A 12,664-nucleotide genomic window follows, 5' to 3' on the forward strand; every position below is an offset into this window, starting at 1 on the left:
GGCCGGCCCCCAGCTCCCCCAGCTCCCACAGGTCGGCGCAGAATCCGCGAAAAAGGCCTTTATTTATCCCCGGTATCCGCCACCAGCCCAGCCGCTTGAATTGCCGCCACAGCGCAGATTTCGTCGTTGTCCGAGGTGTCGCCGCTGATGCCCAGGGCGCCGAGGAGGGTGCCCTCGGTATCGCGGATCAGCACGCCACCAGCGACCGGAATCACCTGCCCGCCAGTGAGGCTGTTGAGGGCGTCGAAGAAGGTCGGTACGCCCTGGGCGCGGCGGGCGAGTTCGCGGCCGCCGAAGCCCATGCCCACACAGCCCTTTGCCTTGGCGCTGGCGATCTGCGGGCGCAGGAAGCTGGCATCGGGGTGGCGCAGCACCGCCAAAGGATGGCCATGGGGGTCCAGCACGGCGGCGCCGAGCGGGTGAAAGCCCCGCTCGATACCTTCGGCAATGGCGCGCTGGGCCAAGGTTACTGCGGTATTCAGGTCCAGGCGGCTCATGCGCGCACCTCCCCATTACGCGCGGCAGCCAGGGCCTGCACCCGGTCACGGGTATAGAGGTCCGTCCATTTCAGCGAATTGAAATCCGACACCTGTTTGGGGTTGTAGGCTGTGCGTTCCAGGCTCACCGGTTTGCCCGCCTTGTACACGGCGCGCAGGCAATCGCGGTCGATCAGCCGGCGAATATCCTCCAGCGGCGAGGCGTCGAACACCAGGAAGTCTGCCTGCTGGCCGGCCTTGAGCGTGCCCAGGCTTTCACCGCGCGGCATGCAGCTTGCGCCCACCGCAGTGGCAGCGTGCAACGCTTCGGCGGGGGTGAAGCCCAGGCGGGTGACCAACAGCTCCGCCTCGCGGCCATGCCATTCGCCATAGGGGGTAACCGCAAAGCCGCTGTCACTGCCGCACGCGAAAGGAATGCCCGCGGCCTTGGCGCGGCGCAGCACTTGCGTACCCACCTCCAGCGTTCGCTTGCAGTACCCGGCGTAACCGGTGGTGATGGCAGGGTCGTGAGGTTGGCAGAAGTCCACGGTGTTCTGCGGGAACGTCATGGTAGGGGCCAGGATGCTGCCGCTTTCCAGGATCGCTTCGATGCAGGCGTCGTCCATGTAGAACGCATGGAAAATCAGGTCCACGCCGGCTTTTGCGGCGTACATCACCGCTTCCTGGCCATACGCATGGGTGGCCACTTTGCGGCCCAGCCGGTGGGCTTCTTCTACCATCTCGAAGGTCTCATCAGCGGTGAAGGCCGCGATGATTTCGCCATTCGGGCGGCGGTGGGTACCGTCCATGGCGATCTTGATCAGGTCTACACCGTCTTTGGCCTGGGTGCGGATTTCCGCGATGGCTTCGGCGCGGCTGGTCACCAGGCGTGCGGTGAAGTATTCAGGCGCGCCCACGCGGCTGGGGAACCAGTCGTTGAGGCTTTGCCGGTTGGTGATCACGCGGCTGCTGGCGGCCACGCGCGGGCCCTCGAACAGGCCGGCATTGATGGCATTGCGAACCGAGATACTGAGCTGCCCGCTGTCACCTGGGCATACCATGCTGGTGACCCCGGCCGCGAGGATATGCCGGGCGAAGAACATGCCCCGCAGGGCGCGAAATTCGTCGCTGGTCCACAGGTCGATGTCTTCCTCGCTCTGGGCATTCCCGAAGGCCAGGTGGGTATGCACATCCACCAGCCCAGGCATCACGAAAGGCGCCACGCCTTCCACGCGCTGGTCGCCGGGCCGCGCCGCCGGGGCATTTGCCGTGGGGCCAACGTAGGTGAACAGGCCGTTTTCAATTACCAGGGTGTGGTCTTGCTGCGGGGTGAGGTCGACACTGTCGAAGAGGGTCTGGCAGCGCAGGTGAAGGGCGGACATGGGCTGATCCATTCTTGTTGTTAACGTAACGCTCACCCTACCGGGGGTGGCGCCACGCCAACAGCAGAACGCCTTGATGGCCAGCTATCGATGCTGTCGATACCTCAGGCCGCGCGGGCTTCCTCCTCCAGGTCACCGATGGTGAGGCTGATCTGGTCGCGCAGCCAGGCATGCATCGGGTCGCCTTCGAGGGTGCGATGCCACAGCATGTACTCGCCCATCACCGGGATTTTCACCGGCGGCGCAAGCAGCCGAAGCGGAAGGTGGTCGGCCTGCAAACGCGCCAGGCGGCTATGCATGGTGGCCACGCGGTTGGTGCCTACCACCAGCCGCGCCAGGGTGTTGAAGTCGTTGGTGATCACTTCCATCCGCCTGCTCACGCCATACTGAGCCATGAACCAGTCCTCGATGCTCATGTGGCGGCTGCGGCCGAAACCCACCGACACGTGCCCCAGGCTCAGGTACTGCTCAAGGGTGATGCTATCGCCGACCTGGTCGTTGCCGGCCCATACCACGCACACGTGTTCTTCCTCGAACAGCAGCCGGGAAGGGTGGTCGGGCAGGATGTAGCGCTCGGGCACGATCATCAGGTCGATTTCGCCCCGTGAGAGCAATTCGCCGGAGTTATCCCCGGGGCTGAGCATCTCGAACGTGATATGCGGCGCATAGCGGTGGATCTTCTGAAGTACGTTCGAGAAAAGCACGCTGATCAAGTAATCGGACGTGATAAGCCGGAAATGCCGCTTGCTGGTGGCAGGGTCGAACACCGGTTTGCTGGTGATGGACGAGCGGATTTTCAGTAGCACCTCGCGCACCGGTTCGGCCAGTTGCAGCGCATACGGTGTGGGCTGCATCTTGCGCCCCACCTGCACCAGCAGCTCGTCGTCGAAATACTCGCGCAAACGCCCCAGCACGCCGCTGGTTGCGGATTGGGTCATGTGCAGGCGCTCGGCAGAGCGGGTGATATTGCACTCTTCGAGCAATACGTCGAGAGCGACCAGGAGGTTCAGGTCCAGGTGGTGGAATCGCATGGCACGGTCCCTGCGGGTTGTTGTAGTTATTTTGTCGATACGTTGGGGCGTTGTTGCCGTTCCGTCAAGGGGCTATACGTCGGCAGGCGCCGCGTGAACGGGGCTGGCGCCCTGGCGGTTTTGCTGCTCCAATACGTCTGGCGCGGCATTGTGGACAGGCTTCACAGGGAAGCTGCCATCGCGCGGCAGCCGCTGGGCATCCAGCGAGGATAGGGACATGTTCCAGATCGACCGCAACAGCAAAGTGCTGCTCGTGGACCAGATTCGCCGCGGCGTGCTTGAGCGCATCGAGGCGTTCCAGTGGGTGCAGGGCGCTCGCTTGCCCTCCGTGCGTGCCCTGTCGCGCCAGCTGGGCGTAAGCATATTTACAGTCACCAGCGCTTATGAAGACCTCGTTGCACAGCACGTGGTGGAATCGCGCCCTGGCGCGGGTTATTTCGTACTGCCGGTGAAGCAGGCCAGCGCGGCCAGTGACAGTGACGAGGCCGTGGTGCCCAGCAGCTTGCATGGTGGTTTTCTTTACCGCGCGCTGGACCCTTCCCTCTATGACTTGCCGGTAAGCTCCGGCTATCTGCCGCCTGCGTGGCTGGCCGATGCCGTTCCGCCTTCGGTCACCGGCCGGCTGATCCGCAATGCGCTGTCATGCAGCGTGCCGGCCCCAGCGGCAGGCAGCCAGGACCTGCGCCAGGCCATCTCGCGCAAGTTGCGAGAGGTGCACATTGCCGCCAGCAGCCAGCAGATTGTGGTCACCATGGGCGCCACTCACGCCTTTTCCATGATCCGCAAGCTGATGCTCCAGGAGGGCGATTACTTGCTGGTGGAAGACCCCAGCTACCTGTTGCTGCAGCTCAAGCTGATCAAGCAGCGGGACTTTAACATCATCACTGTGCCCAGGCTCAATGACGGGCCGGACATGGCGGTGTTCGAAACCATGGTGGCGCGCTATCGGCCGCGGCTGTTCCTTACCCAGACACTGGTGCACAACCCCACGGGCGGCAGCACATCGCCGGCCAAGGGCTACAAGATTCTGTCGCTGGCCGAAAAGTATGATTTCCACGTGGTAGAGGACGACGTGTACGGCTCGCTCTCGTCCCAGCAAACCCTTCGCCTGGCCAGCCTCGATGGCTTTACCCGCAGTTTCTACCTGGGTGGTTTCAGCAAGGTGCTCAGCCCCGCGCTGCGCCTGGGCTATGCGGTGGCGCCGCTGCCGTTCGTGGAGCGGCTGGTGGAAGAGAAAATGTCCAGCCTGCTGTGCGGCTCGGCCATCGACGAAACCATTGTGACCGATACCCTGCAATCCGGGCGCTACCAGCACCACCTCGATACGTTGGCGCAGCGGGTGATGCAGGCCAGGGCCACGGCGAGGGAGTGGCTCAGCGCGGCGGGGGTTACCTTCGATGATCACAGCGCCGACGGGATTTTCCTCTGGGGGCGCATGCCGGACTACATCGACCTGCGCCGGCTGATCGAGCAGGCCCACGACGCGCGGATTTTCCTGGCGCCTGGCTCGTTGTTCAGCAACGGCCGGCAGTACGACCAGCACCTGCGTTTCAATGTCACCTACTGCAACGACCCGCAGTTCAAGGCGTTCATTCGCGCGCAGCTGGCCATCGCCCGGGCAGTGGAATCGTAGGCAGTAACGGTTACCCGCCCAGCAGGCTGCCCTGCAACCCCACCGCCGCGCGGTATCGCCGATCCGGCGCGGCACTGCGGCCCAGGCCGTTGCGCCACATCTGGAAGTAATCCTCCAGGGTTGCCACCTCTCCCAGGTGCTCATACGCATACACAAAGCCACTGAGGATATCGATATGGTCAGTGTCGGCCAAGGTAGGGATGTCGGCGTTGTCCAGCACATCGCCGTCGTTCACCACCAGCCCGATGTCGTCGATCCAGTACAGTGGCTGGCCATCACGGCCATTCCACAGGGTTGGGTCGGTGTAGAAGGTCTTGAGCTCCAGGCCCGTGGTTTTGAGTGTCATTTCGTAAGCTCCTGTTGAGCAGCAATCAGCCCGCCGGGCGCAAGGGTTTCACTGCGCGAAAGCGCAGCAGGGTGTAATCCACCGTCCAGCGGCCATCCGGCCTTTGCAGCGTAGCGGCCAGCTCCTCGGTGATTTCGGCGATGAAGCTCGGCCGGCCCTCTACCGGCAACACGGTGAGGTAGGGGCTGGCAAAGGTTTCCAGCCATTCGCCGAGGGGGTAGTCGATCACTATTGGCCGCTCGTACCAGCTGATGTAGCTAAGCTGAAAACCTGCATTTTCCAAGACATGCTGGTATTCGCCCGCTGTGGGCAGGTACCACGGGTCCACGTCCTCGGGGTTGATCCCCCGGCGTATCAGCGCCTTGTTCACGGCCAGGCGGATGCTGGCAATATTATGAGCGCCGGCAAATTCGCCCACGAAGCGCCCGCCAGGCTTGAGCGCTTCAAAAGCCCCCAGCGCCACACGATCGGCCAAGCGCATCCATTCCAGCGCGGCATTGCTGAACACCGCGTCGAATTCCCGATGAAAATACAGCCGCTCGGCGTTCCCCAGGCGCACATCCAGCCCACGCGCCCGGGCGGCGGCGACCAGTTCGGGCTGTAATCGAAACCCACCAGCTCCGCGCCCGCGCGGCACAATCGCTCGGAGAGGTAGCCGTCGCCACAGCCGATGTCCAGCACCCGCTCGCCCGGCTGTACCGCCAGCAGGTCGAGCGCGTCGCTGGCCAAGTGCGCGACGAAACGCGCGTTCACGTGATACTGGTCGGCATCCCACTGCTGTAATTCCGAGGTAGGCCTGAAAAAGCTGACGGATGACATAGTGATCTCCCGCGAAGTGGGGCGGCCCGGCAACGCCCGGCCGCCGGGTGGGATCAGCAGCGCTTGGCCTGCCACACCAGCACGATGACCGCCGCGCACACCACCGGTGTCAGCCAGTTCCAGGCTTCGCCCATCAGGAAGATCGAGAAGCCGAAGGTGAAGAAAGGTTGAAGCAGTTGTAGCTGGCTGATGCGCTGGATGCCGCCCAATGCCAGGGCGCGGTTCCAGGAGAAGAAGCCCAGCAACGAGTTGATCAGCGCCAGGAACAGCAGCGCGCCAAGGCCCTGGCCACTGAGGTGGGAAAGGGTATCGCCGTCGTACAGCCACAGGCTGGCGGGCAGCAGTACCGGCAGGCTGATCACCAGGGTCCAGCACATGACCTGCCAGCCCGGCAGTTCCTTGGACAGCGCGCCGCCCTGGGCATAGCCGAACCCGGCCAGCACTACCGCGCCCAGCAGGGCAAGGTCACCCAGGTACAGGTCCGAGGCGCCGGTCATGAACACCGTGTAGCTCATCACCACCAGGAAGCCCAGGCACGACACCACCCAGAAGGCCTTGGAGGGCCGGGTGCCGGTGATCAGCGTGCCGAAGATCGCCGTGGACAGCGGCAGCGCGGCCAATACCACGCCGCCATGGCTCACCGGCACGTAATGCATGCCCAGCGCTGTGAGGATCGGGAAGCCATACACGATCCCGGTGGAGGTAAGCAGCATGCGTTTGATCTGGGAACGGTTGGGCAGCCGCGCCCGGCCGATCACCAGGAAAGGGATCGCAGCGAAGGCCGCCAGCACCGAGCGGAATATCCCTACCTGCACGGCGCTCAGTTCGCCCGTGAGCATCTTCGCCGCGGGCAGTGTCATGGCGAAGGCCGCCACGGAAATCAGGCCCAGCAGGTACGCCTGCACGTCCTGGTTCTTGGCCTCGGGCTGGGTATGTGGAAGGTTCGCTACGTTGGCTTGCGTCATGCTGTGGTTTCCTTGTCTACGGCGGCGCGGCGCGTTGAGGCGCCGCGCGGTTTTCTCAGATCTGCTTGTTGTGCAGGTTGGGCTTGTGCAGCGGGCTGGTGCTGAGGAAAAACACCAGCGAAGAGCGTTTGCCGCTCTCTACCTTGCGCACCCCATGAGGGATCTCGCAGCGGTTGATCAGCACATCGGCGTAGCCGGTCTTGGTTTCCAGTTCCCCCCCCTGGTACTCCACGAAGAACTCACCCCCGTCGTACTGCTTGCCGAACTGAATTACCACTGAATAGCGGTATTCCAGGTTGCTGTAGGTGTCGATGTGCTTGCCGATGAAGTTGCCGGCTTCCAGCGTGTTGGCCTGGCAGCGGCGGATGTAGCAGGTGTTTTCCATCACCCCGTCGAAGAACGCCCGCGCCTTGCCTGAGGAGAGGATGTCCACTACCTGGCGCCCATAAGGATCGTTGCGGTACACCGGCAGCTGGCCTTTCTGGTCCTCCATGAAGCGCCCCACGGACAGGAAGTTTTCTTCGCCCACGTCGCCGATTTCGATGATGGTCTTGGGGATCACCTGGCAAGCGTCGTCCATGTAGCGCAGCTCGTCTTCAGTGAACAGCAGCGAGGCTTTCAAGGACGCATAAGCGTAGGTGTCAAGTTGATGCTTGGCGGTGTCGATCGCCTGCGCCAGGTCATGCTCGGCCACTAATACTTCGTCAGCGGCAAACGCGGCGCAGGCAGTGGCTGGCAGGTCTTGCTGGGCGGTACGGATAGCGTCTTGCATGTCATGCTCCTTGAATGTCGACCCGCGAACACGGGGCGGTAGTGGCGCTGACGGCCGAGGCCGTTGGGTGAGCTGCAAAGGGTTCGTGAACGCCGCGGCACAGGTGATCGCGGATCACCCGCAGCCCGGCGGTAAAGCCCCACACTTCAAGAAAAGGGCCGTAGGCGGAGGCCGCGCGCTCTACCGTGGCGCGGTAGTTGGCGATGTGCCGGTAATGCACGTTCGGTCGTCGGTGATGGCAGTCGTGGTTGGGCAAATCCTGGGGGTACACATACAAGCGCACCGGCACGTCGCACACCAGGCACTGCACGGCCCACAGGCATTTCGCCCACAGCCCCTGACGTGGCGGGCGGCGCCCCTGAAAGCGGCCCCAGGTAAGCCTGCCGTAATGGGTTTTGTCATCGCGGCCTGATTGGCGCGGGTAAAACCACAAGTGCTCGGTGAACAGCTGGAGCCACATGGCGTGCTCGAACCAGACGGCCCGCGCCGCCAAGTACATCAGGGCAAAGGCCCCCAGGCCATCCGCCGCCCACAGCAGGCTCAGTGCCGCTGCCCAGAACACCCAAGCGGTTTGGCGCTCGGCGGGCGCGGGGCGCACGAAGGTATCCAGCAGCGCGTCGTGCCACTGGCGCAGCAGGTAGCGGGGGCTGAAGGGCGTGGTGCATACCCGCCACCAGTACGCCCGTTCAGGCATGCCGGGGTAAAACCCCTGGCGCTGAATGAACACCTGATCGGGGTCTACGTCAGTGCACAGCACATGGATATTGTGGTGCTCGCGCACATGGGTACGGTTGTAGGTATCCCAGTCGGGGTACAGCAAAGGTGTGGTGAGCAACCAGCGGGCATACCGCCGTGCCCGCTGGCGATCCTTGAGTACCGCGCCATGGGTGAGGTAATGGAAGGTCGCCTGCATGCTGCGCAAGCGATTCACCATCAGCAGCCAGCCCACGCCCAGCAACACCGCGCCACCCGCCACACCGAAACTGCCCGCCAATATGTAGTGCCCCAGCACCACCAGCCCGCCGATTACCGCCCAGGTGAACGCCAGGTGCGCCAGCAGAAAACCTTCGCTGTGGTCCGCCTGGGCCGCCTTTAGCTCGCCATCGGTGAGCGGCAGCCCCTTGCCAGTGAGCCAGGTCCAGAAGGGCTGGCAGGGCAGATGGGTGTAGCTGGCGCGGATGTCCTCGGCGGGCCCGTGCTGGCTATGAAGTACGCGCCCCGGCGCGTGAGGGGCGTTCATCAGTACACCCGGGTGAGGTACAGCACCGGGATCGGCGTGTACAGCCAGTAGAACGGTTGCATGCGGTTGTGATCGGCGCCGATCACGATGGGGTTCTCCCACTGCCGGGCGAACACCTGGCCCATTGCGGCATACTCCGCGCCCTGGGAGTACAGCACCTGCATCAATTGATCGTTGCTGCGGTGCTGGTGCCAGGCCTGATACAGCGGCAGGCGAGCATTGAAGATGGAGCCGTAGTCGAGGTCCCCCTCCACTATATGGCCGTTATCACCGGCGGCCAGCCGTGCGCAGGCATCGGCGGTGAGCGCGTTCCAGGCCGCCTCGCCCCCGGCTGCTTCGGCGATGAACAGGGTTTCAGTATCAGCGCCCAACTGTTCGAGGACCTTGCCCTGGCTGATGCGCAGCTTGCGGGCGAAGCCCTCGCGGGTTTCTTTCAGCCGGGCGAGCGTGCCCGGGTCGAAGCCTTCGAAGTCCCCTGACGCGACGGCCAGCTGGGTACGAATGCCGTGCTTCTCCAGCACCTGTCGAATCACGGGCAGGGTTTTCACCACGCGGCCGGCCACCAGGCCGATGCCTTCGCCCAGTTGCTCGAAGGTGTAACGGAAGCGCCCGTTCTTCGCCTCGTAGCCGTAATCCGGGCACACCGGCGATATCAGCGTCACGGTTTCGCCGGCCAGCCCGCGCAGCAAGGCGTCAGCGAAGCGCGCCATGAAGTGCGGCGCCGGTTGCGCGAACGACAAGGCTTCAAAGGCCAGTTCCAGGTCTTGCACCAGCCCATCCGGCAACGCCTGGGTGGCGGGGTAGCGCACTTTCATCGCAGGCGTGGTGGTGGTGTTGTCGTTCACCGCGCACAGCAACAGGTTGAGCAGCGATGGCCGGCTCTGGTTGATGTAAGGCTTGTCCAGCACCAGCGTTCTACGGCCCTCATGCGTGCGCTCCTGCCACTGGAAACCGGGGAATTTGGACTGGATGAACCGGTAGAACGGCATGTAGCGCGGCAGGCCGACCTGCTCGTCGTCGTGGGCCTGGTACTGGTTGAACACCGCCAGCAGCTCGGCCACTTCGGCCTCGATGCTCAGGGCTTTCACCAGGTCGGCCGGCGGCGGCAGCGAGCGGGAAATCGGTGACAGCACGCGTTTGCTGATCAGCTTGTTGGTGAGTTTGTTACGCACGTAATAGTGGGCAAGGGCGTTCATGGCGGTCACCGGTAGGACAGCGATTGGTCAGCGGGCACCAGCTCGATATGGCTGATGTTCACGTGCAGCGGCTGGGCCAGCGCCCACAACACCGAACGCGCAACATCCTCGGGTTCCAGCGGGGTAAGGGTGCTGTACACCTGATCCGCCCGGGCCTGGTCGCCGTCGTGCTGCACCAAGGCGAACTCGGAGCGGGTTTTGCCAGGCGCCACGTTCGTCATCCGCACCCTGGCACCCACCAGCTCAGCGCGAAGGCAGCGGCTGAAATGCTCCACGAAGGCCTTGCTCGCCGCGTACACATGGCCGCCGATGTAGTGGTGGCTGGCGGCGATGGAGCTGAGGTTCACGATGTGCCCACGCCCGCTTTCGATCAGCTTGGGGAGGAGGGTATGGGTCACGTTCACCAACGCGGCGATATTGGTCTCCACCATGGTGGTGATCTGGGCAGGGGTTACGTCCAGCAACGGCCCGCGGCCCTGTAGCAGCCCGGCGTTGTTGATCAAGGTAGTTACCGCCTGGAATGGCGGCGGAAGGTCCAGCAACAAGCCATTCACTTCATCGGCATCGCGCAGGTCGCACGGCAGCGGCAGAAACTGCGGCCCCAGCTCCTGTTGCAGTGCCGCCAGCCGCGCCTCGCGCCGGCCGATGCCAATCACCTTGCTGCCACGCTCGATCAGCAGCCGGGTGCAGGCCAGGCCCACCCCGGCCGTGGCGCCGGTTACCACAACCGTATCCTCAGTCACCATTGGAACTCCTTGCGTATCGCGATTGCGGGGGACAACCCGGGGGCAAACCGACAGGAGAGGTACTTCAGCACCGGGACAACGCATTCAGGCTACGAGAAGCGGGACGGGCCGTACCGGTACGGTGAGGCGAAGCGGGGCCGAACTGTACTGTTGGCGGACCATGACAGTGGCGAGGGGGTGGGTGGCTTAAAGAGGGCTCAAGGGAATGGAGGTGCTACCGATAGCTTCAGGGGCGGCAATCGGTGGATCCATTCATCAGTATAAAATTGACGTCAAAAATTGAACTATTTACACTTTCTTACAAATGATATCACCAAGGCATCATCGGGACGGTTTTGTGGCTCGCTTCGCTCCTCGCATCACGCTGCTCGGTTGGCTTACCGCTTCAGCATTGTTAACCACTTCCTCCTTCACCTGCGCAGCGCCCACGCCCGGGGAGCAGGACCTGCTTCGTGACCGCCAGCAACGGCTGCTCGAGGAACAGCAGCGCCGGCTCGAAGAGCTCAAAACCTTGCCCGGCAAACAGGCTGAGCCACAAACCTCGAGTGCCCCCGCCGATAGCCGTTGTTTTCCCATTGATACGATCGAGCTCAAGGGTGCAGACGCCCTTACCGAGAGCGAGCGTGCACGCCTGCAGGCGCCTTACCTGAAGCAGTGCCTGGGCGTTGCCCGGCTCAACGAATTACTGAAAGCCATTACCAACCTTTACCTGGAGAAGGGGCTGGTCACCAGCCGCGCCTACCTGCCCCAGCAAGACCTTTCCAAGGGCCAGCTGCAGGTGTTGGTGATCGAAGGCAAGCTGGAAAACCTCAAGCCAGGCGCTGACAGCGGGCTCACCGACCGCCAGCTGTCCATGGCGTTTCCGGGCGAACAGGGCGCGCGGCTGAACCTGCGCGAGATCGAACAGATGGTCGATCAGCTCAATCGCCTGCCATCCAACCAGGCGCAGATGGAGCTGACCCCAGGGCAGGCCGTAGGTGGCAGCGACGTGTTGGTGAAAAACACCGCGCAAAAGCCGTGGCGCGCCAGCCTGTCCCGTAGCAACGACGGGCAATCCGGCACTGGCGAGCAGCAGTGGGGCGCCGGCCTGGAATGGGATAACCCCTTGGGCCTGGCTGACCAACTTACCCTGCGCGGCGGTCACGATGCCGTCAGCGATCACGCCCATGGCTCGCACAACACCTTGCTCGGCTACAGCCTTCCTTGGGGCTGGTGGACGTTCAGCTATAGCTACAGCGAGAGCGACTACCGCTCCCAGGCCCAGGCCAATGGTTTCAATTTCAAGCAAACCGGCGACAGCAGCACCCACCAGCTCCGGGCCGAGCGAGTGATCTACCGCGATGCGGTTAGCAAGACATCGCTGAACGTAGGCGTGTCCCACCTGCGCAGTAACAACTACATCGAAGACAGCCGCCTGGCGTTGAGCAGCAACCGCCTCAGCGAGGTGCAATATGGCCTCAACCATGGCCGCCGCATCGGCTCGGCTTTCGTGAACGTTGACCTTGGCATGCAACAGGGCATCGGTGCCTTCGGCGCGCAGGACAATAACCACCCCGGCCCCGGCGAGGCCGACGCCCGCTACCGCAAGTACACCGGCACCCTGAGCTACCTGCAGCCGTTTCAGCTGTGGGGCGAGCGCTTCGCCTTTACCAGCCTGGCCACCGGCCAGCGCAGCGAAGACGTGTTGTTCAGCCCGCAGCGGATGAGCCTGGGTGGTTCGGCCTCCTTACGCGGCTACAAGGATCAGTTTCTGTCTGGAGACAGCGGCGGCTACTGGCGCAACGAGCTGCGCCTCACCCGCCCGGTCACTCTTGATTGGCTGCGCCCGGCCTTCAGTGAATACGGCGCAGCGGCAGGCTACGACCAAGGCGCGATCCGCAACGATCGCTACAACGGCGATGTGCACGGGCGCCTGACCAGCAATGCCTTCGAAGTGTTCGCCCGGGGCCAGCATGTGGCCGCGTCGGTGACATTCGCCCATTCCCTGGAACGCCCTGCCGGGCTGATCGAGCGTGAATCGCCGATCTACTTCCGCCTCGACCTTTTCCTCTGACGCAT

At 63.6% G+C, this 12,664-nt stretch carries 13 protein-coding genes and 1 pseudogene; 2 read left to right on the forward strand and 12 right to left on the reverse strand.

The window, feature by feature from the left end; translation table 11 throughout:
• Positions 1 to 59: 59 nt before the first annotated feature.
• The 4 genes from LG385_RS01890 to LG385_RS01905 all read right to left on the reverse strand — a co-directional run bounded on the left by LG385_RS01890 (position 60) and on the right by LG385_RS01905 (position 3,108).
• On the reverse strand, positions 60 to 497 hold the full coding sequence (locus tag LG385_RS01890) for a GlcG/HbpS family heme-binding protein (protein WP_225771970.1): 438 nt from the start codon (positions 495 to 497) through the stop codon (positions 60 to 62).
• Positions 494 to 1,858 (reverse strand): metal-dependent hydrolase family protein, encoded by a 1,365-nt coding sequence (locus LG385_RS01895; protein WP_225771972.1) that lies wholly within the window; start codon positions 1,856 to 1,858, stop codon positions 494 to 496. The genes LG385_RS01890 and LG385_RS01895 overlap by 4 nt, the downstream gene beginning before the upstream one ends.
• Positions 1,859 to 1,962: 104 nt before the next feature.
• Complete coding sequence (locus LG385_RS01900; protein ID WP_181115261.1) at positions 1,963 to 2,889, reverse strand: LysR family transcriptional regulator; 927 nt, start codon at positions 2,887 to 2,889, stop codon at positions 1,963 to 1,965.
• A gap of 72 nt (positions 2,890 to 2,961) precedes the next feature.
• Positions 2,962 to 3,108: a hypothetical protein gene (locus LG385_RS01905; protein ID WP_225771974.1), complete on the reverse strand. Its 147-nt coding sequence runs from the start codon at positions 3,106 to 3,108 to the stop codon at positions 2,962 to 2,964.
• Here LG385_RS01905 and LG385_RS01910 point away from each other — a divergent pair.
• Positions 3,107 to 4,522 carry a PLP-dependent aminotransferase family protein gene (locus tag LG385_RS01910; RefSeq protein ID WP_181115258.1) on the forward strand — a complete coding sequence of 472 codons (1,416 nt, stop codon included), beginning with the start codon at positions 3,107 to 3,109 and terminating at the stop codon, positions 4,520 to 4,522. The genes LG385_RS01905 and LG385_RS01910 overlap by 2 nt on opposite strands.
• Before the next feature lie 10 nt (positions 4,523 to 4,532).
• Here LG385_RS01910 and LG385_RS01915 read toward each other — a convergent pair whose 3' ends face one another.
• The 8 genes and pseudogenes from LG385_RS01915 to LG385_RS01950 form a co-directional block, all read right to left on the reverse strand.
• Complete coding sequence (locus LG385_RS01915) at positions 4,533 to 4,868, reverse strand: hypothetical protein (protein WP_181119507.1); 336 nt, start codon at positions 4,866 to 4,868, stop codon at positions 4,533 to 4,535.
• A 25-nt stretch (positions 4,869 to 4,893) separates the two neighbouring features.
• Positions 4,894 to 5,505 (reverse strand): class I SAM-dependent methyltransferase, encoded by a 612-nt coding sequence (locus tag LG385_RS01920; RefSeq protein WP_225771976.1) that lies wholly within the window; start codon positions 5,503 to 5,505, stop codon positions 4,894 to 4,896.
• A gap of 14 nt (positions 5,506 to 5,519) precedes the next feature.
• Positions 5,520 to 5,687 (reverse strand): annotated as a pseudogene (locus LG385_RS25600) (hypothetical protein); the annotation flags it as partial.
• 53 nt (positions 5,688 to 5,740) lie between these two features.
• Entirely contained in the window at positions 5,741 to 6,652 is a 912-nt protein-coding gene (locus tag LG385_RS01930; protein ID WP_181119509.1) for a DMT family transporter, read from the reverse strand.
• A 55-nt stretch (positions 6,653 to 6,707) separates the two neighbouring features.
• On the reverse strand, positions 6,708 to 7,424 hold the full coding sequence (locus LG385_RS01935) for a 2OG-Fe(II) oxygenase (RefSeq protein WP_225771978.1): 717 nt from the start codon (positions 7,422 to 7,424) through the stop codon (positions 6,708 to 6,710).
• Between the two features lies 1 nt (position 7,425).
• A complete protein-coding gene (locus LG385_RS01940; protein ID WP_225771980.1) occupies positions 7,426 to 8,664 on the reverse strand; it encodes a hypothetical protein in 1,239 nt (412 codons plus the stop codon).
• Positions 8,664 to 9,860, reverse strand: a complete 1,197-nt coding sequence (locus LG385_RS01945; RefSeq protein WP_225771982.1) for a hypothetical protein — start codon at positions 9,858 to 9,860, stop codon at positions 8,664 to 8,666. The genes LG385_RS01940 and LG385_RS01945 overlap by 1 nt, the downstream gene beginning before the upstream one ends.
• 5 nt (positions 9,861 to 9,865) lie before the next feature.
• Positions 9,866 to 10,606 carry an SDR family NAD(P)-dependent oxidoreductase gene (locus LG385_RS01950; RefSeq protein WP_181115242.1) on the reverse strand — a complete coding sequence of 247 codons (741 nt, stop codon included), beginning with the start codon at positions 10,604 to 10,606 and terminating at the stop codon, positions 9,866 to 9,868.
• Between the two features lie 304 nt (positions 10,607 to 10,910).
• On the opposite strand from LG385_RS01950, the gene LG385_RS01955 reads away from it, so the two are divergent.
• Positions 10,911 to 12,659 carry a ShlB/FhaC/HecB family hemolysin secretion/activation protein gene (locus tag LG385_RS01955; RefSeq protein ID WP_413247301.1) on the forward strand — a complete coding sequence of 583 codons (1,749 nt, stop codon included), beginning with the start codon at positions 10,911 to 10,913 and terminating at the stop codon, positions 12,657 to 12,659.
• Positions 12,660 to 12,664 lie beyond the last annotated feature (5 nt).

The sequence above is a fragment of the Pseudomonas sp. Marseille-Q5115 genome (assembly GCF_916618905.1).
GTDB classification, from domain to species: Bacteria; Pseudomonadota; Gammaproteobacteria; order Pseudomonadales; family Pseudomonadaceae; genus Aquipseudomonas; species Aquipseudomonas japonica_A.

Excerpts from the sequence above, each read along its gene's own strand:
- LG385_RS01910 (WP_181115258.1), top strand. The coding sequence starts at position 3,107 with ATGTTCCAGATCGACCGCAACAGCAAAGTGCTGCTCGTGGACCAGATT.
- LG385_RS01955 (WP_413247301.1), top strand. The coding sequence starts at position 10,911 with ATGATATCACCAAGGCATCATCGGGACGGTTTTGTGGCTCGCTTCGCT.
- LG385_RS01900 (WP_181115261.1), bottom strand. The coding sequence starts at position 2,889 with ATGCGATTCCACCACCTGGACCTGAACCTCCTGGTCGCTCTCGACGTA.
- LG385_RS01930 (WP_181119509.1), bottom strand. The coding sequence starts at position 6,652 with ATGACGCAAGCCAACGTAGCGAACCTTCCACATACCCAGCCCGAGGCC.
- LG385_RS01895 (WP_225771972.1), bottom strand. The coding sequence starts at position 1,858 with ATGTCCGCCCTTCACCTGCGCTGCCAGACCCTCTTCGACAGTGTCGAC.
- LG385_RS01935 (WP_225771978.1), bottom strand. The coding sequence starts at position 7,424 with ATGCAAGACGCTATCCGTACCGCCCAGCAAGACCTGCCAGCCACTGCC.
- LG385_RS01890 (WP_225771970.1), bottom strand. The coding sequence starts at position 497 with ATGAGCCGCCTGGACCTGAATACCGCAGTAACCTTGGCCCAGCGCGCC.
- LG385_RS01915 (WP_181119507.1), bottom strand. The coding sequence starts at position 4,868 with ATGACACTCAAAACCACGGGCCTGGAGCTCAAGACCTTCTACACCGAC.
- LG385_RS01950 (WP_181115242.1), bottom strand. The coding sequence starts at position 10,606 with ATGGTGACTGAGGATACGGTTGTGGTAACCGGCGCCACGGCCGGGGTG.
- LG385_RS01945 (WP_225771982.1), bottom strand. The coding sequence starts at position 9,860 with ATGAACGCCCTTGCCCACTATTACGTGCGTAACAAACTCACCAACAAG.
- LG385_RS01905 (WP_225771974.1), bottom strand. The coding sequence starts at position 3,108 with ATGTCCCTATCCTCGCTGGATGCCCAGCGGCTGCCGCGCGATGGCAGC.
- LG385_RS01940 (WP_225771980.1), bottom strand. The coding sequence starts at position 8,664 with ATGAACGCCCCTCACGCGCCGGGGCGCGTACTTCATAGCCAGCACGGG.